Source organism: Vibrio harveyi, assembly GCF_030060435.1.
Taxonomy (GTDB): domain Bacteria; phylum Pseudomonadota; class Gammaproteobacteria; order Enterobacterales; family Vibrionaceae; genus Vibrio; species Vibrio harveyi.
The window spans coordinates 975,454-997,543 of sequence record NZ_CP125875.1; the positions used below are offsets into that span (position 1 = coordinate 975,454).

At 39.2% G+C, this 22,090-nt stretch carries 23 protein-coding genes and 2 pseudogenes; 23 read left to right on the top strand and 2 right to left on the bottom strand.

Annotated elements, in window-relative coordinates:
* Positions 1–853 precede the first annotated feature (853 nt).
* Positions 854–1,118: pseudogene (locus QMY49_RS27255) on the bottom strand (hypothetical protein).
* Positions 1,119–1,380: 262 nt separating this feature from the next.
* Between QMY49_RS27255 and QMY49_RS04625 the strand changes: the two are divergent.
* From QMY49_RS04625 to QMY49_RS04685, 7 genes are all read left to right on the top strand, one after another.
* Positions 1,381–1,797 (top strand): GNAT family N-acetyltransferase, encoded by a 417-nt coding sequence (locus tag QMY49_RS04625; RefSeq protein ID WP_198042458.1) that lies wholly within the window; start codon positions 1,381–1,383, stop codon positions 1,795–1,797.
* Between the two features lie 160 nt (positions 1,798–1,957).
* Entirely contained in the window at positions 1,958–3,097 is a 1,140-nt protein-coding gene (locus QMY49_RS04635) for a hypothetical protein (protein WP_283313024.1), read from the top strand.
* A gap of 193 nt (positions 3,098–3,290) precedes the next feature.
* Positions 3,291–3,752, top strand: coding sequence for a hypothetical protein (locus QMY49_RS04645; RefSeq protein WP_017190375.1), 462 nt, complete (start codon positions 3,291–3,293; stop codon positions 3,750–3,752).
* 156 nt (positions 3,753–3,908) lie between these two features.
* Entirely contained in the window at positions 3,909–4,637 is a 729-nt protein-coding gene (locus QMY49_RS04655; protein WP_283313028.1) for a hypothetical protein, read from the top strand.
* Between the two features lie 135 nt (positions 4,638–4,772).
* A complete protein-coding gene (locus tag QMY49_RS04665; RefSeq protein WP_283313033.1) occupies positions 4,773–5,255 on the top strand; it encodes a DUF2314 domain-containing protein in 483 nt (160 codons plus the stop codon).
* Between the two features lie 267 nt (positions 5,256–5,522).
* The gene (locus QMY49_RS04675) at positions 5,523–6,833 is read left to right on the top strand and encodes a hypothetical protein (protein ID WP_283313037.1); all 1,311 of its coding nucleotides are present in this window, start codon (positions 5,523–5,525) and stop codon (positions 6,831–6,833) included.
* 153 nt (positions 6,834–6,986) lie between these two features.
* Complete coding sequence (locus QMY49_RS04685) at positions 6,987–7,250, top strand: hypothetical protein (protein WP_283313040.1); 264 nt, start codon at positions 6,987–6,989, stop codon at positions 7,248–7,250.
* Positions 7,251–7,463: 213 nt separating this feature from the next.
* On the opposite strand, the gene QMY49_RS04695 is transcribed toward QMY49_RS04685, so the two are convergent.
* Positions 7,464–7,766, bottom strand: a complete 303-nt coding sequence (locus tag QMY49_RS04695; RefSeq protein WP_283313042.1) for a hypothetical protein — start codon at positions 7,764–7,766, stop codon at positions 7,464–7,466.
* Between the two features lie 262 nt (positions 7,767–8,028).
* On the opposite strand from QMY49_RS04695, the gene QMY49_RS04705 reads away from it, so the two are divergent.
* The 16 genes and pseudogenes from QMY49_RS04705 to QMY49_RS04840 all read left to right on the top strand — a co-directional run bounded on the left by QMY49_RS04705 (position 8,029) and on the right by QMY49_RS04840 (position 22,006).
* Positions 8,029–8,445, top strand: coding sequence for a GNAT family N-acetyltransferase (locus QMY49_RS04705; RefSeq protein WP_025625204.1), 417 nt, complete (start codon positions 8,029–8,031; stop codon positions 8,443–8,445).
* Positions 8,446–9,719: 1,274 nt separating this feature from the next.
* Entirely contained in the window at positions 9,720–10,025 is a 306-nt protein-coding gene (locus QMY49_RS04720) for a hypothetical protein (RefSeq protein ID WP_012128390.1), read from the top strand.
* A 275-nt stretch (positions 10,026–10,300) separates the two neighbouring features.
* The gene (gene gapS1, locus QMY49_RS04725; RefSeq protein ID WP_240305319.1) at positions 10,301–11,770 is read left to right on the top strand and encodes a GapS1 family protein; all 1,470 of its coding nucleotides are present in this window, start codon (positions 10,301–10,303) and stop codon (positions 11,768–11,770) included.
* Between the two features lie 144 nt (positions 11,771–11,914).
* Positions 11,915–12,565, top strand: coding sequence for a hypothetical protein (locus tag QMY49_RS04735; RefSeq protein WP_283313051.1), 651 nt, complete (start codon positions 11,915–11,917; stop codon positions 12,563–12,565).
* Between the two features lie 251 nt (positions 12,566–12,816).
* Complete coding sequence (locus tag QMY49_RS04745) at positions 12,817–13,092, top strand: hypothetical protein (protein ID WP_107286947.1); 276 nt, start codon at positions 12,817–12,819, stop codon at positions 13,090–13,092.
* A gap of 228 nt (positions 13,093–13,320) precedes the next feature.
* Positions 13,321–13,788: a proline and serine-rich protein 1 family protein gene (locus tag QMY49_RS04750; protein WP_283313055.1), complete on the top strand. Its 468-nt coding sequence runs from the start codon at positions 13,321–13,323 to the stop codon at positions 13,786–13,788.
* Between the two features lie 820 nt (positions 13,789–14,608).
* A pseudogene (locus QMY49_RS04760) lies at positions 14,609–15,382 on the top strand (NERD domain-containing protein).
* A gap of 141 nt (positions 15,383–15,523) precedes the next feature.
* Positions 15,524–15,862, top strand: coding sequence for an AbiH family protein (locus QMY49_RS04770; protein ID WP_283313059.1), 339 nt, complete (start codon positions 15,524–15,526; stop codon positions 15,860–15,862).
* 31 nt (positions 15,863–15,893) lie between these two features.
* Complete coding sequence (locus QMY49_RS04775) at positions 15,894–16,388, top strand: AbiH family protein (protein ID WP_283313064.1); 495 nt, start codon at positions 15,894–15,896, stop codon at positions 16,386–16,388.
* A gap of 144 nt (positions 16,389–16,532) precedes the next feature.
* A complete protein-coding gene (locus tag QMY49_RS04785) occupies positions 16,533–16,991 on the top strand; it encodes a hypothetical protein (RefSeq protein ID WP_283313068.1) in 459 nt (152 codons plus the stop codon).
* Between the two features lie 196 nt (positions 16,992–17,187).
* Complete coding sequence (locus QMY49_RS04795) at positions 17,188–17,760, top strand: hypothetical protein (protein WP_283313074.1); 573 nt, start codon at positions 17,188–17,190, stop codon at positions 17,758–17,760.
* A 746-nt stretch (positions 17,761–18,506) separates the two neighbouring features.
* The gene (locus tag QMY49_RS04805) at positions 18,507–18,740 is read left to right on the top strand and encodes a hypothetical protein (protein ID WP_005377029.1); all 234 of its coding nucleotides are present in this window, start codon (positions 18,507–18,509) and stop codon (positions 18,738–18,740) included.
* A 187-nt stretch (positions 18,741–18,927) separates the two neighbouring features.
* Complete coding sequence (locus QMY49_RS04810; RefSeq protein ID WP_283313077.1) at positions 18,928–19,317, top strand: hypothetical protein; 390 nt, start codon at positions 18,928–18,930, stop codon at positions 19,315–19,317.
* A gap of 148 nt (positions 19,318–19,465) precedes the next feature.
* Complete coding sequence (locus QMY49_RS04820; RefSeq protein ID WP_224721380.1) at positions 19,466–19,870, top strand: hydrolase; 405 nt, start codon at positions 19,466–19,468, stop codon at positions 19,868–19,870.
* Positions 19,871–20,579: 709 nt separating this feature from the next.
* Positions 20,580–21,083, top strand: a complete 504-nt coding sequence (def, locus tag QMY49_RS04835) for a peptide deformylase (RefSeq protein WP_188012047.1) — start codon at positions 20,580–20,582, stop codon at positions 21,081–21,083.
* A 149-nt stretch (positions 21,084–21,232) separates the two neighbouring features.
* Positions 21,233–22,006, top strand: coding sequence for a nuclease-related domain-containing protein (locus QMY49_RS04840; protein ID WP_283313085.1), 774 nt, complete (start codon positions 21,233–21,235; stop codon positions 22,004–22,006).
* Positions 22,007–22,090 lie beyond the last annotated feature (84 nt).

Consider the following 22,090-nt stretch of genomic DNA (forward strand, 5'->3'; position numbering starts at 1 on the left):
AAGAGGGATTCGCAACGCGTGGCATTTTCACTATGCGTTGAATTTAGTGATTAAGGTGGTGTGCGGTGGCTTCGGTATTGCGTTGCTCACCCCTTAACAGGGCGTTAGTCGCCAGAAAAAGCTAGCAATCAAAATCATGTTTCTAAGATCAAAACTTGGCTACTGGTTGTTTGATTCATAGTTCCATCTTCGACGATCAAAGCTCATTTTCATTGGTTCTAAATCAATGCATTGCTATTTTCTAAGCGGTTGTTTCGTTCTTTGGTGGTGATAGAGCGGAGCAATCGAAAATCTGTTTTTGGTTGCAAATCTGCTCGGTGAGTTTGTTGGTTTAAAGGCTTATTTACTTGCTGAAAAGACGTTTTCTCTGGTGTTGTAAGTTCCACGTGGTTTCAGTGACTTTGTTGAAAGTCCGCACTGTGAGATTGGTTTTCCAAAAGCGCTTTTTGGTGTTGTCAGTCCGTTATCTCCGGCGTTTTATGTTTCAAGTGGTTTCATTGAGTAGCCGTTTTGAGACTACGCCTGACTTAAATGCATCAAAGCACATAAAGTTTGTTGTTCGCAAAGTTTAGTTCGGCTTAAAATTGTCGCTCGGTGCCTCGCGACTAACAAACTGCTCAAGAGGGATTCGCAACGCGTGGCATTTTCACTATGCGTTGAATTTAGTGATTAAGGTGGTTTGCGGTAGCATTGGTATTGCGTTGCTCACCCCTTAGCAGGGCGTTAGTCGCCAGAAAAAGCTTGTAGTCAAAATCATGTTTTTAAGCTCAAAATTTGGCTACTGATTGCTTGGTTCATTGTTCGATCTTCGATGGTCAAAGCTGAGTTTCATCGGTCCTAAATCAATGTGTTGCTATTTTCCAAGCGGTTGTTTCGTTCTCTGATGCTGACAGAGCAGGGCAATCGAGAGTCTGTTCTCGGTTGCAACTCCGCTCGGTGAGTTTGTTGGGTACAAAAGCAGATTTACTCGCTGAAATGACGTTTTCTCTTGTGTTGTAAGTTCCACGTGGTTTCAGTGACTTTGTTGAAAGTCCGCACTGTGAGATTGGCTTTCCAAAAGCGCTTTTTGGTGTTGTCAGTCCGTTTTCTGCGGCGTTGTTTGTTCCAAGTGGTTTCATTGAATAGCCGCTTTGAGACTACGCCTGACTTAAATGCATCAAAGCACATAAAGTTTGTTGTTCGCAAAGTTTAGTTCGGCTTAAAATTGTGGCTCGGTGCCTCGCGACTAACAAACTGCTCAAGAGGGATTCGCAACGCGTGGCATTTTTACTATGCGTTGAATTTAGTGATTAAGGTGGTTTGCGGTGGTTTTTGTATTGCGTTGCTCACCCCTTAGCAGGGCGTTATGTGCTTAGAGGAAAATCGGTAGTGATAAGAGAAATGCATATCTCAGATTACTCGCAAGTAATCGGCTTGTGGTCAACAACAGAAGCGATGTTGCTGCGAGATGCAGATTCAAAGGAAAACATAGGTAAGTACCTAAAACGCAATCCAAATCTTAGTTTCGTCGCATTGGATGGTGACAATATTATTGGTGCTATTTTAGTTGGGACTGATGGTCGTCGAGGTTATGTGCAGCATCTGGCTGTTGATTCAACTTTTCGAGGTAAAGGCGTTGGTGCAAAGCTCATATCTTCAGCAGTGGAAGCTCTATCAAAAATAGGTATAGCCAAAACGCATCTATTTGTCGCAAATGAAAACATTAATGCGCAGTCTTTCTACGAAAAATTAGGTTGGTTTCCTCGCGACGAAGTTCGTATGTTTTCTTTCAATTCTTCTAGCAGTGACAAGGTTTAGTACGCACATAACAAACTGTTTAAGAGTGATTCGCAACGCGTGGCATTTTCACTATGCGTTGCGCTTAGTGTTTAAGGTGGTATGCGGGAGCCTCGGTATTGCGTTGCTCACACCTTAACAGGGCGTTAAGCGTCATTAGAATTAAGAGAAAAGTAGTAAGATGAGTGATTTTCAAAAAGTATTAAACAAACTCCTGCAAGGGCATAGATTAAAGCAACCTTTTGTCTATGATTCATACAACTCAAACTATCGTGAAGATCTAAAAGATCGACTCGATAACTTCCAGAAGAGGGTAAATAAACTCCAAGATGATGGTGTTGTTGAAAGTTACTTGTATACAAGAAGAGCGGAGTTACAAGAGGTTTCAAATCATATTATAGAATCACTAGATGAGTACCTATCTGGCAGTGCTGGTGGAGCATACGATATTTTTGAACGCCTAATGAATCTACCGATAATTAGTCAAAATATTCCCAAGTTAGTTCATGATATGAAGCACTTTTCTAAAGGTGATGATAGTTTATATCGTGTTCGCTGTTCAGATTCCGAGCTGTCCGAACGTAAAGAGATGTTTCATATTCCCTTTCATTTGCGTCATTTAGTTGGAACTCAAAGATACTCGATTGCTGGTCTGCCATGTTTGTATCTAGGCACATCAATCTATGTATGCTGGCAGGAAATGGGAAAGCCCGACCTCAATAAGATGCACCTTTCTCGATACAGGTGTGAGAATAAATCTGATGTGAAAGTTATAAACTTTTCATACTCTCTAGAAACGCTAAAGAAGAGTAACTTCGAAAACTTCCTATTCTTCGAGAATGAAGACGATAATATAGAACTTCAGATTGCTTATTTAGTAATGTACCCACTTCTCATGGCTTGTAGCTTTAACCGTGCTTTTAATGGTGGTGCATTCAATATTGAATACATAATACCCAACTTGTTACTACAGTGGATTAGTAAAGAAAAGTCACTGGTTTCCGGTATCAGTTATTTTTCAACCAAAACACCTCAGTTAAGGCATAGTAAAATTGGAATTAACTTTGTATTTCCTCCTGACCGAGCGAACATCCAGTTAAATGGCTTTTGTTCGAAACTAAAGCGTGATTTTAGTTTAACAAAGCCAATTTCATGGCAATTATTAGATACTATCGGAGGAGGTGAACTTTTTGAGGTTGATACATACCCTTGTTTTGATAGTGTTGATGAGGGGTTTGTAAAAAATTACGATATGACTAAGTTCTACCAAGTTGAAGAACTACTTAAAAAGATTTTAAATACCGATACCGTTGACGCTTAACAATCTGTTTAAGAGTGATTCGCAACGCGTGGCATTTTTACTATGCGTTGCGTTTGGTTTTTAAGGTTGTATGCGGCGACATCGGTATTGCGTTGCTCACACCTTAACAGGGCGTTATACCACTATGTGAGAAACTGAGTTTCAGCATACAAGAAAGTAGTTTACGATTCGGCTTTTTGAAGCGGTTCTATATATGTCATATGCAGTTAAAGCTGAAGCTCTTGCTAAAGCTATTCTAGTTCTTGTCGATGGTGGAGTTGATGATTCTCATTGTTATCGCAATTTAGTTGATAATTTGTATGCGTATCGTGTCGGTGCAGTAAATGGGACAGGTAAGTGGGATACAAGAAAGATAAAAGAGCAATGCCAATGGACAATCTCAGCTCGGAATAGCGACAAAGTTGAGAAAGAGCATGTTGTGCCCATGGCTGAGGTTGTGCGCATCTTACTATCGTTAACTAACCCCCAAGTCTCTGATGTATATGATGTTATCGACAAGTACTGTGTCTACTGTATTGTCACGCCGAAAGAGCACAGTATTTTGAATGTAAAATACCAAAGAAAAATGCCATCAGAGTTCTGGGACAGTAACAGTGACTACTATATGGATGCTTGGGCAAGATACAAGTTGTCTAGTTTAGAGGTCGTATTTTAGTAGTGGTATAACAAACTGTTTAAGAGTGATTCGCAACGCTTGGCATTTTTGCTATGCATTGCGTTTTGTGTTTAAGGTGGTCTGCGGTGGCATCGGTGCTGCGTTGCTCACACCTTAACAAGGCGTTATGTTTCCGATTGATTACCTGAGGTAATAATGAATCAAGAACTAGAGAGCTTATATAGGTCGAAGTGGGATGCCTTGCTAGAAGCGGCAAGCGGATTATCTTCAAAAGCTTCAAATCCTCTCCTCATCAAAGTTGATCAAACCTACATCGATTCAGACGTCAAAGTCATGATTATTGGTCAAGAGACAGATGGATGGTGTGGACAGTTGAATGCTGGTGATGCAACAGTCGAAAACTTAATGAATGAGTACTTTAATTACTTTCATCAAATTTCCGGGAGCGGCAAAAATCGAGGGAAGCGAGCCTTTTGGAATCGAAAGAATTTTAGGTTTTTCCAAGAAAAGCTTACTGAACAGTTTAGCAATAAGACTGTGTCATTTATCTGGAATAATATTTCAAAAATAGGTAACGACGGACGTGGAAAACCTAGCCCTTCGATACGAAATTTGGAGCGAGAGTATTTCAATATTCTAGCTGAAGAATTCTCGATACTTAGACCTGATATTGTAATTTTTACAACGGGAAGTACACGAGACTCTTTTATTAAGCATCACTTTGGTACTAAAGTTCAGTTCCTACCGAAGTTGAGCGTTTTGGATGGCGAGCTTGCAGAGCAGACTCTGAACTTAATCGCTGAGGTTAGAATCCCTCAATATCCCGAGCTTAAAGCAATTAGGATCGAGCATCCTAACAGGCGTACATTGAGTAATTCTGTGAGTTTTAGTGCTTTAAAGCAGATGATAGAAAGAGAAACATAACAAACTGTTTAAGAGTGATTCGCAACGCGTGGCATTTTTACTATGCGTTGGTTTTAGCGTTTAAGGTGGCATGCGGAAGCATCGGTATTGCGTTGCTCACACCTTAACAGGGCGTTATGTTGTTTGAGGCTAACAATGAAATATTGGTTACTAATATTGGTATCAATTCTACATTCAGGTTTAAGTTTTTCGGGTGACGAAGTGAAGAGTAATCCAGTTTTATCCAATGACTTTTTATGGCAGAGGACAATTATCGAAGCTAAAGCGAGCATAGGATCCTTTCGCGAGCTATTGTCTAAACCTGAGCTTGCATCTAGTTTTGCTCTTGTAAAAGTATACTTCCCAGAACAAGGTGCTTACTTATGGTTCATGGTGGTAGATGTAGATTCAAAGTCTTTCGTGGTTCAAGCTTTTGAAACACTCCCTCAGTTAGATCATATTATCGTCGGTGAAGCGTACTCAGTTTCAGATGAAGATATCGTAGATTGGTCTCTGAATAACAGTGGTTCAATGTATGGTGGATTTTCAATGCGTTACATCAGAGACCAAAAAACAAAAGACGAACAAGACAAATATGACCAGTATGTAGGCGTAAAAGAATGGATGCCTCTGCCTTGAGTCCACAACATAACAAATTGTTCAAGAGTGATTCGGCACGCGTGGCATTTTTACCATGCGTTAGGTTTAGTGGTTAAGGTGGTATGCGGAGGCTTCTGTATTGCGTGCCTCACACCTTAACAAGGCGTTAGCAATACTACTGGACCGCATCTATGTCAATGTAATTGCATATAGTAGTTGTGTTTTGTATTGGTTCAATCGAAAATGAGATTGTGCATATGAAATCGGTTCTATGTATTCGTTATTTGCTCGCGAGTAGATTTAGTCATGAATAAGGTTCTCATTACAGGTGCGGGTGTCGATAAGACTCCAGGCATTGATTTTCCATTGGCGAATAAACTTTTAACTGAAGTATCTAGGTTTATCAACGGAGAAGGGGCAAGCTTTGAAAAAGCTATTAGAAATGCTCTTCCTGGGCTTCGATTTGACTTTAATCGTTTTATCAACAATGAAATTGAAAACATTACTAAGAAAGACATCGAACAGCTCAAAAAGATAGTTGAATTAGTAAGTGAAGCTGAAAGCAAGATTGAAGATGAATCAGACCTATCAAAAAAAAGAGGGTTAGTAATAATTCGCTTGTTTGAAAAGCTCGTAGAAATTAAGAATGCTAGTCACATAGATGATGAAACGTTCCAATTGATCTCAGAAGCTTTTGGCTCAGAGTTTACAGAAAGCGATTTTATAATTGATGTTCATAAAATGTCATTATCGGAGACATTTAAACTAATCCTCAAAGTTACACTCAAGGAAAGCTTAGCTTCAGATGGGAACCCAATAGCAGATGCAATAGCATCTCATATGCTAGACATCGAACAATTATTGATTCAAAAGTTTCTAGGTTTTTACAGCCACAATCAAGCTGATGTTAAAAACTACATATATATTTCATGGTGCTTATGGGGATATTTGGTGTGGAAACAAAACCAAGTATTAACTAGTTTCGATAGTGGTGAAATGCCGTTTTACTCCAAATTGCCTCAAGGTATCGATGCGATCACTTTAAACTATACAACGTTTTTAGCAAATGCTGGTTTAGAAAATGTTATATATTTCCATGGTGGCTTGTCAGAATATGTACGCATGGATACAAGGCAGTTATTGCCGATCAACGACTTAAACTCAATTGATTTAAAAGAGTTTATTGAAGGGGAGATCTCGTCAAATATTGATTTTACGAGTAACGTTGTAGAGGATCAAAGGCATGTTATACCTTCAATGGTACCACCTCTTAAACTTAAGCCAATTTTGTCCCATAAGTATATTGATACATGGGCAAAAGCTGCTGAACTAGTTCACAACTCTCAAAAAGTAGTAGTGATTGGGTATTCTTTTAACAGTGCTGACGAACATTTCAACGATATTATTAGAAATAGCGTCACTCGAAAATATGACATTGTTGCCCCTGACGTACTATCTGACGCATTCTTGAAGCGTATAGAAAAAGTGTTTGGCGTTCCTATTAGCAGTTTCTCTAATACTAAAGTACAAGGAAAAGATGCAAAAACTACTCAGTATATCCGTTTAATATCTGCTTACGCAGATGACCTTGATATCAGTAAGTTGTTTGACGAGTAAAGTATTGTCTAAGACGTATTGCTAACAATCTGTTTAAGAGTGATTCGCAACGCTTGGCATTTTTGCTATGCGTTGCGTTTAGTGTTTAAGGTGGCATGCGGGAGCATCGGTATTGCGTTGCTCACACCTTAACAGGGCGTTATAAGGTATTTGATGATAGAGCTTACAGAGAAGGTTATTGGTCCCAAATACAGAATTCTTAATCCAATTCTTGAGTTGCTCTTGGAAAGCGGGAATGAAGTCTTTACTGACTATACGTGGAGCTCTAATCCTACTGGTTATCTTTGTATTTTAAAAAAGCCAATAGACTTTGATTTAATTGAAAGCCGATTTGTATTGCCAAAAAGTATTCATTTAAATAAGCGACTTGGTGAAGTGGATTATGGGTTAGGTACAGTAATCATTCGCTGTGAGTAACCTTATAACAAATTGTTTAAGAGTGATTCGGCACGCGTGGCATTTTTACTATGCGTTAGTTTTAGTGGTTAAGGTATTATGCGGATGCTTAGGTATTGCATGCCTCACACCTTAACAAGGCGTTAGTCGCCAGAAAAACTAGCAGTCAAAATCATGTTTCTGAGCTTAAAATTTAGCAGCTGTTTGTTTGGTACACAGATTCATCGTCGATCATTAGAACTTAGTTCTAGCTGTTATAAGTCCAAAGTTTTGCAAGTGTCCTAGCGGTTGTTTTGTTCTTTGGTGCTGGTAGAGCAGGATAATAGAAAATCTGTTTTTGGTTGCAACTCCGCTCGGTGAGCTTGTTGGTACAAAAGCTGATTTACTCGCTGAAAGGACGTTTTCTCTGGTGTTATAAGTTCCACGTGGTTTCAGTGACTTTGTTGAAGGTTCGCACTGTGAGGTTAGTTTTCCAAAAGCGCTTTTTGGTGTTGTCAGTCCGTTTTCTACGGCGTTGTTTGTTCCAAGTGGTTTCATTGAGTAGCTGCTTTGAGACTACGCCTGACTTAAATGCATCAAAGCACATAAGGATTGTTGTTCGCAAAGTTTAGTTCGGCTTAAAATTGTCGCTCGGTGCCTCGCGACTAACAAACTGCTCAAGAGGGATTCGCAACGCGTGGCATTTTTACTATGCGTTGAATTTAGTGATTAAGGTGGTTTTCGGCGGCTTCTGTATTGCGTTGCTCACCCCTTAGCAGGGCGTTATGTGCTTAGAGGAAAATCGGTAGTGATAAGAGAAATGCATATCTCTGATTACTCGCAAGTAATCGGCTTGTGGTCAACAACAGAAGCGATGTTGCTGCGAGATGCAGATTCAAAGGAAAACATAGGTAAGTACCTAAAACGCAATCCAAACCTTAGTTTCGTCGCATTGGATGGTGACGATATTATTGGTGCTATTTTAGTTGGGACTGATGGTCGTCGAGGTTATGTGCAGCATCTGGCTGTTGATTCAACTTTTCGAGGTAAAGGCGTTGGTGCAAAGCTCATATCGTCAGCAGTGGAAGCCTTATCAAATGTAGGTATAGCCAAAACGCATCTATTCGTCGCAAATGAAAACATTAATGCGCAGTCTTTCTACGAAAAATTAGGTTGGTTTCCTCGCGACGAAGTTCGTATGTTTTCTTTCAATTCGTCTAACAGTGGCAACGTTTAGTACGCACATAACAAACTGTTTAAGAGTGATTCGCAACGCGTGGCATTTTTACCGTGCGTTGGTTTTAGTGATTAAGGTGGTATGCGGCGGCTTTTGTATTGCGTTGCTCACACCTTAACAGGGCGTTAGTACGGGTTTGACATCAAAGGTCATAAGTTTTGGTGTTTATCTGTTTTGGCGCTCGTATTTACACCTTTCAGTTAGTGTCTCTCACGTTCTATCCGGTGGCACTATATGCGAAGTGTTTGCTTTGATTTCACCGTTTACGGCTTCTAACTCTTAACCTATTTCTTTGGCGCTTCTTCATTTTCGTGGAGGCTTTTGAGAGAACCCTGATTACTTTTGGTGTGGCTGTTGAAGTACGAGGAAAGAATCCTTTTCTAATTTGAAGCTAGTGAAAGTAGGGCAGTTCAGTGTGTTTTTCTTCTAGCCAACTTTCGTCTTCCAATCGGGGTAAAGTTTTGTAGCTGCCCGTCTCACTTCAGTGTTCAAAGCCTTTCATATCATCTCAGTTTTCAATATCTTGGAGCGCATAAATAGAAGTAGCGCATGTACTAACAAATTGCTTAAGAGTGATTCGTAACGCGTGGCATTTTTACTTTGCTGTGGCTTATGGTGATTAAGGCGCTGTGCGGTAGCTTTTGTATTGCGTTACTCACACCTTAGCAAGGCGTTATGTTTACTTGTATTTCAAAGGCTTAAATGTCTTAGGCTCTAGTTCTTTGTCCCTTTGGCAATTCGTCCCTAGTAGACTCAGCAAATCCGCATTGTCGGTCTAAGTTCTTGAATCTTTCAGCCTGTAAAACATGCCAATGTTCGCGGGTTGCTTCATTGTTAGGTCGTGGAGGTTGGCTTATTGTTTAACTGGCTCAAAGTCGCTTTTAGGTTCTGAGTCAATTGGCATTTTGGCTTGGCAGTTGCCTCGGCAATTTAGCATTGTTTTGCGCTTTGGTTGGAAAGAGAGGGCGCTCGTTGTTTCTTGGTCGTGTTGCCTCATTGGGCAGGGAAGTGGGCTTACTTGTTTTCGGTTGGTCGCCTTTGGCGGTCAAGTTGGTTCTGACCTTGTGGTTTGCTTCAGAAAACTAGTTTGAAATAGCAGTTCTTTCTCAAGAAAATCATGTGTTTGTGGTAAAACATAACAAACAATTCAACAGTGATTCGCAACGCTTGGCGCTCTCACTTCGGGTTGAATTTAGTGTTTACGGCGCAATGTTCAAGTTCAGTGTATGCGCTGCTCACACGTTAATTGGGCGTTATATATACAAGGAGGTTAAGTGTTTTATTTTATATTGTATGATAATGAGAAATTAAAGAACTTTAAGCATAAAAGAAAAATAGAAATCGTGAATAACGCAGTAAAGCTATATCGAAAAGATAAGCCTTTAAAAATGTTTAGTAGGCTGTTAGCAGCTTTAATTTGGTGTGGTATTCCTTCTTTAATTGTATTCTTAATTTTTAACGATGGTCTGGCTGTTATTGGTTCTCTTTCATTATCTACGGTCATTCTTAATATCAAGCTAGCTAATGATGAAAGCTCAGAGATAGAGCCATACTTAGATAAAGTGTTAGGTCAATGTTGATTTTAAAGAGAAAATATTCGCTAACGTAAATACTTTCTAAGGTCAATGGTATTTTGTCTGATTCCGAAGGTAAAAACGGAAATGAAATTTCAAGATAGTTTGTCTTTCAGTGCATGAGAATTGATATATAACAAACTGTTTAAGAGTGATTCGCAACGCGTGGCATTTTCACCATGCGTTGGTTTAAGTGATTAAGGTGGTATGCGGGAGCTTCGGCATTGCGTTGCTCACACCTTAACAGGGCGTTAGCATAATTTATAAAGTTGGTAGAAAGTATGCAGTATCAAAGAAAAATCAAAAAAGTTAAAAGTTTGCTTCGAGGCTATGATGCCGCCGATTTGGCAGATGCTTTATACGGATATATGAATGCCAACGTAAAAGACGATGTAGAAAGATTACGACGTCATCCTTGGCTAATTATGCTCATTTTGAAATGGAATTTTTTAGAAAATCGTGTCCACCCACAATCTTCGAAAGCTTTATCAGATAAAAAATTTATGAGGATTCTGGATACTGCCTATGATTTGGGTAATTTAGTAAAAATGCCAACAGAGGTTACTCATTTTAGGAACATGATGCGTAATATTGCTTTTCAGCAATTTATTTATCAAAAGCAATTATCTGCAACAAGCGTAGCAACCAATCATAGACTTTTTTCCGAGTTGCCAGAGAATCATAGGTTGAAAACAAAGTTTAAGTCTATGACAAGTATTGATGTTAAGGACTTCAATAAATGTTGCCTAGTTATATACGCGGCATTTCAAAAATATAATAAAACGATATCGATAAATGACTTTGAAATAGTCTTTGATAAGTTAGGAAGAGACAACATTCAAAAAACATTAGATCTGCTTTCAATCGATATTTTTCAAGCTAAGCAACTAATCAAGAAAAATGATTTCTCAAATGGTACTTATTCTGAATGGTATGAACAAACGCCATTTTTAAATTTTCCATTGATAAAGTATAAAGAAAAATATACCTGCGTTAATATCTATGTCCTTTTACGTACAATTGAACAGTATATTTATAACTTGCTAAAGCTAGATGATCCAGAGTACTTTATGGATAGTTTTGGCAAAATTTTCGAGTCCTATCTTAAAAATGGTCTGGTTTATTCTGAATGTACTTACTTGGAAGAAAATGCCCTGAAAAAAGGTTTGCCTAAAGGAGTGGGAGTTGTTGATTTCGTTATTACGGAACAAGAAAGTAGCATTTTTATAGATGCTAAAGGAGTAGAGCTTCCATACTTAGGTAAAGTATCTGATGATCCAAAAGTGATTTTAGGAAAAGTTAAGTCAAGTGCATTAAAAGCAATTAAGCAAGCCAATAGTCTTAATAATCATATTTATCAGCATGGTATATCTTCCCTTGATCATAAAGAAAATAATTATCTCTTAGTTGTTACCTATAAAGAGCTTTATTTAGGTAGTGGGCAAACATTTTACGATTCTATTGCAAAGGAAGCTATAGATGAGATTTATAAAGGTATTTTTAATGACGCTCGTATTCCACTGAAAAATATTTATTTTATATCAGTCGAATCATTCGATTATTTATGTTCTGTTATCAAAAGGTCAGACTTGACCTTTGCCAAGGTCTTAGAACATGCTAAGGAAGCAGATCAAGATACTCCAACAATGAAATTTGATTTCCAACAACACTTGGAAAGTCTAGACATCGATATTTTACGTCCGGACTATTTAAGCAATGCGATCAAAGAGCTGACGGATGTCGTGCCTTAATTATGCTAACAATCTGTTTAAGAGTGATTCGCAACGCTTGGCATTTTTACTATGCGTTGCGTTTAGTGTTTAAGGTGGTATGCAGCGGCTTTTGTATTGCGTTGCTCACACCTTAACAGGGCGTTATACAAATGGAGTAAACCGATGATTAAAGAGTCTACTTTTAGAAGCTACATCGAAAATCTCGATGTTGATGTCGACAGTTGTGTTGCGAATTTGAGGTCATTGAGTCGTGGCTCTGATATCTACGAGTATCATAAATCAACGGCTTATGAACTACTCATGGAAATTACGCCCAAGAATAATAAAGATGCCCTCATGCTAGTGCTTTCTCCTCGAGCGGAATCAAAAGCGCAAAACTTAGCAATTCAAGCAAATGTTCATGCTGCGATTCATGCTGCTCGCTCGTTATACGACATATTTGCTCAGCTATTAAATAAAGTTGTATTGCATGAACGATTTTCGGTCGGAGAGTGTATGTTGTATAAAGTTAGACCGTTAATTACAGAGCCAACTCTTAAAGAAGCTCTAGATTGTGTTGTTGGTTCGGAGTCATATAAGTATATAAGTGCATTTGTGAATACAATCAAACACAGAGACTTGGTTTATTTGGGCGCAAATTTGGATCTTGTTGAAAACAAAGCGGGGTTAAAGTTTGAAAGCTTTAGTTATAGTAACGAAACGTATCCTTCTTTGTGGGGTATTGATGCATTGGAGCATTCGTTAAATGCAAAAAATGCCGTAATCTCATTGGTTGACATTTTTGAACAATACACCCTTCAAAAATTTGTATAACAATCTGTTTAAGAGTGATTCGCAACGCGTGGCATTTTCATCATGCGTTAGTTTAAGTGATTAGGGTGGTATGCGGAGGCGTGGGTATTGCGTTGCTCACACCTTAACAGGGCGTTATACGAATGCGAGCGGACGCAAGTGTCAGGCAGAGCTCCAAGTATGCTCACTCAAATAAGTATCTGATCCTCAATCCAAGATAAATATTTTTAGGTTCTGGAGCATTTGGTGCTAAAAGATAGGTGACAATAATTATGTGGTATCTGTTTAAAGATTATGTGGACACGCCAAATCATATTGAGTGTTTGATCTTTGGAGTGTCAATGATAGCTTCCTACATTGTGGCTTGTGTGTCCTGTAAATCTCGCAATATGTTAGGGTATGAAGTGCGGGTTATTGCTACAGCAGCAGGTCTTATGGTGGCAGCGCTAGTTGGGGGAGTTAAATTTACTTTTGTGTCAACTTTGCTGGTATCGATGCTTTTCACATGGTTGATGGTGAGAAAAGGGCATGCATTGGGTTGGGGGTAAATCATTGTCATTCAAATGAAGTAGCCAGATTCTTAAACTTTAATTTAATCCATTGATCCAATCGGGAAAATTCGTATAACAAAGCGTTTAAGACGGATTCCCAACGCTTGGCATTTTCGGTTTGATTCAGCTTTAGTGTTTACGGGACAATGATTTAGGTTTAGTGGTCTGCGTTGCTCACCACTTAACGCGGCGTTATGTAAATCGAACAAAAGGAGGGGTTTGAAATTGTATAAAATCATTATATCAGGAGTATTTTACTTAGTTTGTTCTTTAAGTGTTCAGGCTATGGAGCCTGAAGAATTGTTGACAAAAATAAGCCATTTTAATTTTGACTCAACAAAAAACAGGTTTGTTTCCGACAACGTAAACAACCTAAATCGCGACCTGACATTTAAAGAATTAATAACACTCGTAGAGTATTTTGATTTTGATTCTTCCAAAGTGAAAGCAGTTAAAGCATTGCGAGGTCACCACGAAGAATATTCTGATTTAGAATTATCAGAGTTGATGGAAGTTATCAACTTTGATTCAACCAAAGAAAAAATGCTAAAAGTACTTGATGCAGAGGCGGTAGAATTCTCGGAAACTACAAGCTCCAAGAGTTCTTCAACTTCAGTTACATCGACAAAGAGTACAACTCTTACTATTAGGTGTGATGGATTCGATTGTGAAACAGAATACGTAAGTAAATAGTTTTAACGCTATCACAAAAATTTACATAACAAAGCGTTTAAGACGGATTCCCAACGCTTGGCATTTTCGGTTTGATTCGGCTTTAGTGTTTACGGCACAATGGTTTAGGTAAGGTGGTAGCGTTGCTCACCACTTAACGCAGCGTTATATTAAACGGTTAAATATGAAGAGTAGACGATTTATAAGCTTACCCTCGCTAGTTCAAAAAGAATTGCAGCATCAATATCAGCACCTTCATGATGCGCTTGTTGGTATGTATGATGGTGAAGATACATGTATCAAAAGCACATCAGTCTCTGTTTTTGACCATTGGTTGTCGCCTAACGAAGCGACGGCAATGCTTCAAGATGTGACGAGTTCTATGCAAAATGAATACAACAGTCGCTTACATAAGTTTGTCTGCCTACTTAGTGATTCATATGAATGTTATCTGGTTTTATACAAGGGACGTTATTCGACCAGAATCACGTACAGGAAGTTCACGTCGGATAATGCTCGATTTAAAACGCTCTTACCCTCTGATTACAGAGTTCCAGATAAAGATAGGTTTAAGTTTGTAATACCTCAGTTAGGCATTATTTACTTTGAGGGTTGTGATTTTACTCACAATTTCTATTTCTCGGATGAAAGTGTTTTAAAGCTTATTTCCACGTACGCAAAGGAAGCAGAGGTATATTTAATATAACAAACTGTTTAAGAGTGATTCGCAACGCGTGGCATTTTCACTATGCGTTGCGTTTGGTGTTTAAGGTGGTATACGGGAGCTTCTGTATTGCGTTACTCACACCTTAACAGGGCGTTAGTTGAATAGGGAAAATCCGTGAATATTTTTGAAGCATTTCTTAATGTGCTTGCGCAAGTCTGGTATCTAGTGCCTTTATTGCTCATTGTTAGCGTTTTCAAAAGTAGGTGGCTAAAAGGTGTATTCGGTGAGTTTCTCGTGAACCGTCTTTTGTCCAAATTACCGGAGTCTGATTACACGCTAATAAAAGACGTAACGTTGCCGACTAGCGATGGTACAACTCAAGTCGACCATATTGTGGTTTCTAAATATGGCATCTTTGTCGTTGAAACTAAGAATATGAAAGGTTGGATATTTGGCTCGGCTCGCCAGAAACAGTGGACACAAAAGATTTACCGTCATTCCTCTAAATTTCAAAACTCACTGCATCAGAATTACAAGCACATAAAAGCTCTGGAAACTTTGTTAGGTTGCAGTGAAGAGCACTTGCATTCAGTTATTGTTTTCATCGGCGATAGCACCTTTAAAACCGAAATGCCTCCAAACGTTACCTATGCTCGAGGAAGTATTCGATACATTCAGCAATTTAACGAGGTAGTGTTCTCTGACAAGGATTATGCTCGGTTAACTGAGTCTATAAACCAGATAAAGTTAAAGCGCGGAGTTATTACGGATTTAAAGCATCGTAAACATGTCAAAGAAGTTGTCGCATCCAAAGCTAGCTCAAATTAGTGCCCCCGTTGCGGCTCTGAAATGGTGTTGCGTGAAACCAAGCGTGGTGAAAATATAGGTAAACAGTTTTGGGGTTGTTCAACTTTTCCCAAGTGTAGAGCGGTGAAACAATTCAACTAACAAACTGTTTAAGAGTGATTCGCAACGCGTGGCATTTTTACTATGCGTTGGTTTAGGTGATTAAGGTGGTATGCGGCTGCATCGGTATTGCGTTGCTCACACCTTAACAGGGCGTTATGCGATTTCGAGAGGATGGTGAAATTGAACAGTCTGTACATCATTGGCAATGGGTTTGATCTACACCATGGGTTTAATACTAGATACTCAAATTTTGCTGAGTACTTACAAGTGCATAGCCCCGATCTCTTAGATCTTATTCATTGCTACTACTACCAAGAAAATGGGGTAGATTTGTGGGCTAACTTTGAAGAGAGTTTAGCTAACTTTGACAAAGAAGCTTTATTAGAAGATCTAAGTGACTATCTTCCGGTTATATCAAGCGACGAATTTAGAGATAGAGATTGGCATTCTTTCTCCATCGAAGTTCAGAATAAAGTAAGCGTACTAACTCGCGGGTTATGCGAAGTTTCTGAGCTTTAACTACAGTGATACACTGGAAAAACACTATTCAGTGCCTCAATCGAACATTACATATATTCATGGCAAAGCTTCTGATTTTTCTGCTCCCTTGATATTGGGACATGGTATTGATCCCAACGAATTTAAGGTTGTTCCAGAGAAACCACCAGAAAACGTGAGTCCTGAAGACCTTGAGAGATGGTATGAGTATATGTCTGACAGTTTCGATTATGCCTACGAGCAAGGGCTTGAAGACGTTTATGGCTACTATGTTAACTCCTTTAAAAATACAGCTAGCGTTATTGAGAACCACTCACACTTCTTTACATCTTTAGACTCTATAGACAATGTGTTTGTACTTGGTCACTCTTTGTCTGAGGTTGATTTACCTTATTTTCAGCAAGTCTACGCAAATCTGCCTGAGCATTGTAAATGGTATATATCATTTCGTGGAGAGACTGAGTATTTAGAGAAGCAAGAGACAATCCAAAACGTTGGAGTGCCCAAGAGATTAGTGAGTATGATAGAACTTTGCGATATAGCGTAAAAATCGCATAACAAACTGTTTAAGAGTGATTCGCAACGCGTGGCATTTTTACCATGCGTTGTTTTTAGTGTTTAAGGTGGTATGCGGTGGCATCGGTATTGCGTTGCTCACACCTTAACAGGGCGTTAAGTTTATGGAGGAGTTATGAACAATCCTTTTGAATTAGCAGTAATTCTCGATGAAGATATTAGTGCCGTAGCTAAAGCTAAGGAAGAATCTAAACCACGCAGTAGTGCTTTAGATCGTAGCTATGTTAGAACCGTGTTCTCTGCACTAGAGGGAGTCCTTTTTGCATTAAGGCAAGAGATCATCCAAGCGGATAACTTCGGTACAGAATTTATGCCTAAAGAGCGCGCATTCATACTAGAGAAGAAATATAACCAACGAACTAATACTGTAACTAAACACACATTCAGACCTTCTATTCGAGAGTCTATTTGTACTAATACGGGATATTATGCTCGTTCTAAGGGTTTGAAAGACTTTAGGTTCCCAGAAACGAGTGGTTGGGATGATATGAAAAAAGCAATTACTATCCGTAACAGAATCACTCACCCTAAGTCTATTGAGCAGATAACAATACCAATGAAGAACTGGAAGTGATTCTTCGTGCTAAAAAATGGTTTACGACAGAGGTTATGGCGCAATATAAATAAACTTAACAAACTGTTTAAGAGTGATTCGCAACGCGTGGCATTTTTACTATGCGTTGGTTTTAGTGATTAAGGTGGTTTACGTCGGCTTCGGTATTGCGTTGCTCACACCTTAACAGGGCGTTAAATGACTTGGAGGAAGCTTGGTGGTACCACAATTGATTATAAAATTCTTCGTTTTTATTTTAGGTGCTTTTCTATTAGTGGTTGCTCATTCTGTTTTGGAAACGCCTAAGTTAGAGTCTATTTTTAGAACTGCTTGGAGTGGATACGAGAATACATTTTTTATCTGTTCATATTCTGGTTTTTTTATAATATTTACACTCATTGTTCAAAGTAGAACACCAAGATTTATGAAAGGCTTTCTCTTGGTTATATATGCGTTGTTTATGAATGTTATTTATAAAGAATATGCTATAGATCTTATACCTAGCGAAGTAATAACCGAAAAAATAACAGATGACTTACATATGCTTACACAAATTGCGCTGTTAGCTTCAGCTGGAGCAGGTGGTAGTTTGTTGGCTAATCACGCAGACAATTTTGCTATAGATAATGATATTGCAAGAGAAAAGTTAATCGTCGAAGATAGAACAAAGAAAATACAAGAGTTAGTAAACACAGTAGATGCTTTGACTACAAAAGTTAATCTCCTGATCACGATCGTCAGTATATTATTAATAACAGCTGTTATTGGAATATCAGTAATAGTCATTTAACAAACAATTTAAGAGTGATTCAGCACGCTTGGCATTTTTGGTTTGCGTTTAGTTCGGTGTTTACGGCATTCAAATTGAGTTTTGTGGTCGCGTGCTTCACACCTTAATTGGGCGTTAGTTTGCAAGAGGAAAAACGCGCCTATATCGCAAGATTTAGTGGTAAAAGCTTAAAGTCGAAATTGTCGTATCGGCACTCAATTTCAGTGTTAACTTGCGTGGTGTAAACTCAAAATTGGTATCGTTTCAACGGTTGATTTGTTCTTTGGTGCGGCGACTTTTGGGTTAACTAAGTTGAACTTTTTTGCTGAAACTTTGCTCGTTGAGTTCGTTGGTGCAAAAGCCGCTCTACTCGCTGAAATGGCGTTTTCTCTGGTGTGGTAAGTTCATGTGGTTTCAGTGGTTTTGTTGAAAGTCCGCATTGTGAGATTGGTTTTCCAAAAGCGCTTTTTGGTGTTGTTAGTTCGTTTTCTGCGGCGTTGTTTGTTCCACGTGGTTTCATTGAGTAGCCGCTTTGAGACTACGCCTGACTTAAATGCATCAAAACACATAAGTTTTATTGTTTGCAAAGCTTAAAATAACGTAAAATCAACGCGTTGGGTTTGCAAACTAACAAACTGCTCAAGAGGGATTCGCAACGCGTGGCACTTTTACTATGCGTTGAATTTAGTGATTAAGGTGGTATGCGGCGGCTTCGGTATTGCGTTGCTCACCCCTTAGCAGGGCGTTAGTATTCAGGAGGAAAATTAGTGCTTCATCAGATAGACAAATATCAGTGTTCTGCTTGCAACATTAAATCCAAACATATTACCGTATTGATTAGGAACCCAAGTCCTTTTGCTGGTGTAAAACATCAAAAGCGTAAAGAGTTTATTGCTGGGTTAATCAAAGGCTGGGCAGTTGGTCCATTTTTAGCTTCTATGGATGAGTTTTCTCGACATACGATCTGTGAAAACTGTGGTATCAAGACGATAGAGAACTGACAAATAAGACTTCTTTTTAAGTTCGGTGTAACAGGTTGGGTCTGAATACTAACAAACTGTTCAAGAGGGATTCGCAACGCGTGGCATTTTTACTATGCGTTGGTTTAAGTGTTTAAGGTGGTATGCAGCGGCTTTGGTATTGCGTTGCTCACCCCTTAACAGGGCGTTATAAGCACGGGAAGTTAAGATGAATAAAATCAATAAAAAAGCGATGAAATTGAACAAGGATTGCTTCTCCGTGCTCAATGATATATCGGAGTTTAAACCCCAGTTTTATCACATTTTTTGCTCAAAAAAGCTTCATGGTTTCGAGGTGAAACTGGGAAAACTTCGTAAACAGCTTTCTGAATTGGACTCTGAAATTGAACCCCATACAAATATGCCGGATGATTACAACTCAATTCAAAAGTGCTCCGGTAAGCTTTCAGTAGCATTCAATACACGAAACATTGCGCTGACCACACTTGGTGAGGCGCAGCGTTTGTTGTCATCTCATGAGGGCAGCGCACAATTCAAAGCTACGACCATAATTGCTTTGATTGCGGTATTAATATCAGTAGTTAGTGTCGTGAAATAGTGCTTATAACAAACTGTTTAAGAGTGATTCGCAACGCGTGGCATTTTTACTATGCGTTAGTTTTAGTGGTTAAGGTGGTATGCGGCGGCATCGGTATTGCATTGCTCACACCTTAACAGGGCGTTATGTGCTTTGGGAGAAAATGGACATGGATATTCCCGATAGATTCAAAAATGTAAGATACGTTTCATCCCGCATTCCAGGTTGCAAAGATGATTCCGACTTAACGCTTGGAGCTAACTGTCAGGTCTTTGCGTATAATCTGCTCAGAGACTTCGGTCTAAATCCACCTAACTACCGTTCTAGTGAACTGTGGAATGACTCAGAGTTGAGTGAGGTGGTCACTGAGTTTAAGCCGCTAGATATCATGTTGTACAACGACTCTGCTGACTCATACGGAGCACACGTTGGAGTGTACGCCGGTAATGGACTCGTCTACCATCTGTCTTTATCCAATGGCTTACCCAAGTTTGAGCGCCATTTAGACTTACTTCAACAAAGTAAGTATCGGTTTTTTATTGGTGCCAAGCGTATAAAGCAGTTTGGTGCATAACGTAAGCACGCACATAACAAACTGTTCAAGAGGGATTCGCAACGCGTGGCATTTTCACTATGCGTTGGTTTTAGTGTTTAAGGTGGTATGCGGTGGCTTTGGTATTGCGTTGCTCACCCCTTAACAGGGCGTTAGTACGGGTTTGACATCAAAGGTCATAAGTTTTGGTGTTTATCTGTTTTGGTGCTCGTCTTTACACCTTTCAGTTTGTACCTTTCACGTTCTTTCCGGTGGCACTATATCCGGAGTGTTCGCTTTGATTTCACCGTTTACGGTTTCTAACTTTTAGCCTATTTCTTTATTGCTTCTTCTTTTTCGTGGTTTTTACTAAGTCAAAATTGCCTTTCTTTGGTGTTGCTGTCGAAGCGCGAGGAACGCATCCTTTTCTAATTTGAAGTCAGTAAAAGTAGGTGAGTTCAGTACGTTTTTCTTCTAGCCAACTATAGTCTTTCAATCGGGGTAAAGTTTTGTAGCTGCCCGTCTCACTTCAGTGTTCAAAGCCTTTCATATTATGCCACTTTTCAATATCTTGGAGCGCATAAATAGAAGCAGCGTATGTACTAACAAATTGCTTAAGAGTGATTCGTAACGCGTGGCATTTTTACTTTGCGGTGGCTTATGGTGATTAAGGCGCTGTGCGGTAGCTTTTGTATTGCGTTACTCACACCTTAGCAAGGCGTTATGAGCTTCCAAGAATTAGAAGGAAAATATGGCAGTTTTAGAAATTCTGACTGCACCAGATCCAAGGCTTAAGGTTACAGCGGAAAAGGTGCAAGATATTAATACGGTACAAACATTAATAGACGATATGTTGGAAACGCTATATGCGACTGACAATGGTATCGGTTTGGCGTCGACTCAAGTTGGTCGTAAAGAAGCAGTTGTTATTATCGACCTTTCAGAAAGTCGAGATGAACCGTTAATTTTGGTTAACCCAGAAGTGGTTAGTGGTTCAGATAAAGCATTGGGTCAAGAAGGTTGTTTATCAGTTCCTGATTACTATGCAGACGTAGAGCGTTTTACTTCAGTTGTTGTGTCTGCTTTAGATCGCGAAGGTAAGCCAATCACCATTGAAAGTGATGAGTTTCTAGCCATCGTAATGCAGCACGAAATAGATCATTTATCGGGTAACTTGTTTATCGACTATCTTTCGCCACTTAAGCGTCAAATGGCTATGAAAAAGGTTAAAAAGTACCTCAAAGCGCACTCTTAACCCCGCTCATAACAAGGCGTTTAAGGCGGATTCACAACGCTTGGCGATTTCAGTTCAAGTTAGCTTAAGTGTTTAAGGTACAATGGTTTAGGTTTGGTGGTTAGCGTTGTTCACCACTTAACGCGGCGTTAGTTGAATAGGAAAAATCCGTGAATATTTTTGAAGCATTTCTTAATGTGCTTGAGCAAGTCTGGTACCTAGTGCCTTTATTACTCATTGTTAGCGTTTTCAAAAGTAGGTGGCTAAAAGGTGCATTCGGTGAGTTTCTCGTGAACCGTCTTTTGTCCAAATTACCAAAGTCTGATTACACGCTAATAAAAGACGTAACGTTGCCGACTAGCGATGGTACAACTCAAGTCGACCATATTGTGGTTTCTAAATATGGCATCTTTGTCGTTGAAACTAAGAATATGAAAGGTTGGATATTTGGCTCGGCTCGCCAGAAACAGTGGACACAAAAGATTTACCGTCATTCCTCTAAATTTCAAAATCCACTGCATCAGAATTACAAGCACATAAAAGCTCTGGAAACCTTGCTAGGTTGCAGTGAAGAACACTTGCATTCAGTTATTGTTTTCATCGGCGACAGTACCTTTAAAACCGAAATGCCACCAAATGTTACCTATGCTCGAGGAAGTATTCGATACATTCAGCAATTTAACGAGGTAGTGTTCTCTGACAAGGATTATGCTCGGTTAACAGAGTCTATAAACCAGATAAAGTTAAAGCGCGGAGTCATTACGGATTTAAAGCATCGTAAACATGTCAAAGAAATTGTCACATCCAAAGCTAGCTCAAATCAGTGCCCCCGTTGCGGCTCTAAAATGGTGTTGCGTGAAACCAAGCGTGGTGAAAATATAGGTAAACAGTTTTGGGGTTGTTCAACCTTTCCCAAGTGTAGAGCGGTGAAACAATTCAACTAACAAACTGTTTAAGAGTGATTCGCAACGCGTGGCATTTTTACTATGCGTTGGTTTTAGTGTTTAAGGTTGTATGCGGCGGCTTCG

What these genes read in the sequence shown, in the direction of transcription:
- QMY49_RS04820 (WP_224721380.1), top strand. Translation starts at nt 19,466, where the DNA reads ATGGATATTCCCGATAGATTCAAAAATGTAAGATACGTTTCATCCCGC.
- QMY49_RS04635 (WP_283313024.1), top strand. Translation starts at nt 1,958, where the DNA reads ATGAGTGATTTTCAAAAAGTATTAAACAAACTCCTGCAAGGGCATAGA.
- QMY49_RS04655 (WP_283313028.1), top strand. Translation starts at nt 3,909, where the DNA reads ATGAATCAAGAACTAGAGAGCTTATATAGGTCGAAGTGGGATGCCTTG.
- QMY49_RS04685 (WP_283313040.1), top strand. Translation starts at nt 6,987, where the DNA reads ATGATAGAGCTTACAGAGAAGGTTATTGGTCCCAAATACAGAATTCTT.
- QMY49_RS04665 (WP_283313033.1), top strand. Translation starts at nt 4,773, where the DNA reads ATGAAATATTGGTTACTAATATTGGTATCAATTCTACATTCAGGTTTA.
- QMY49_RS04695 (WP_283313042.1), bottom strand. Translation starts at nt 7,766, where the DNA reads ATGAAACCACTTGGAACAAACAACGCCGTAGAAAACGGACTGACAACA.
- QMY49_RS04645 (WP_017190375.1), top strand. Translation starts at nt 3,291, where the DNA reads ATGTCATATGCAGTTAAAGCTGAAGCTCTTGCTAAAGCTATTCTAGTT.
- QMY49_RS04625 (WP_198042458.1), top strand. Translation starts at nt 1,381, where the DNA reads ATGCATATCTCAGATTACTCGCAAGTAATCGGCTTGTGGTCAACAACA.
- QMY49_RS04745 (WP_107286947.1), top strand. Translation starts at nt 12,817, where the DNA reads ATGTGGTATCTGTTTAAAGATTATGTGGACACGCCAAATCATATTGAG.
- def (WP_188012047.1), top strand. Translation starts at nt 20,580, where the DNA reads ATGGCAGTTTTAGAAATTCTGACTGCACCAGATCCAAGGCTTAAGGTT.
- gapS1 (WP_240305319.1), top strand. Translation starts at nt 10,301, where the DNA reads ATGCAGTATCAAAGAAAAATCAAAAAAGTTAAAAGTTTGCTTCGAGGC.
- QMY49_RS04785 (WP_283313068.1), top strand. Translation starts at nt 16,533, where the DNA reads ATGAACAATCCTTTTGAATTAGCAGTAATTCTCGATGAAGATATTAGT.
- QMY49_RS04705 (WP_025625204.1), top strand. Translation starts at nt 8,029, where the DNA reads ATGCATATCTCTGATTACTCGCAAGTAATCGGCTTGTGGTCAACAACA.
- QMY49_RS04810 (WP_283313077.1), top strand. Translation starts at nt 18,928, where the DNA reads ATGAATAAAATCAATAAAAAAGCGATGAAATTGAACAAGGATTGCTTC.
- QMY49_RS04675 (WP_283313037.1), top strand. Translation starts at nt 5,523, where the DNA reads ATGAATAAGGTTCTCATTACAGGTGCGGGTGTCGATAAGACTCCAGGC.
- QMY49_RS04735 (WP_283313051.1), top strand. Translation starts at nt 11,915, where the DNA reads ATGATTAAAGAGTCTACTTTTAGAAGCTACATCGAAAATCTCGATGTT.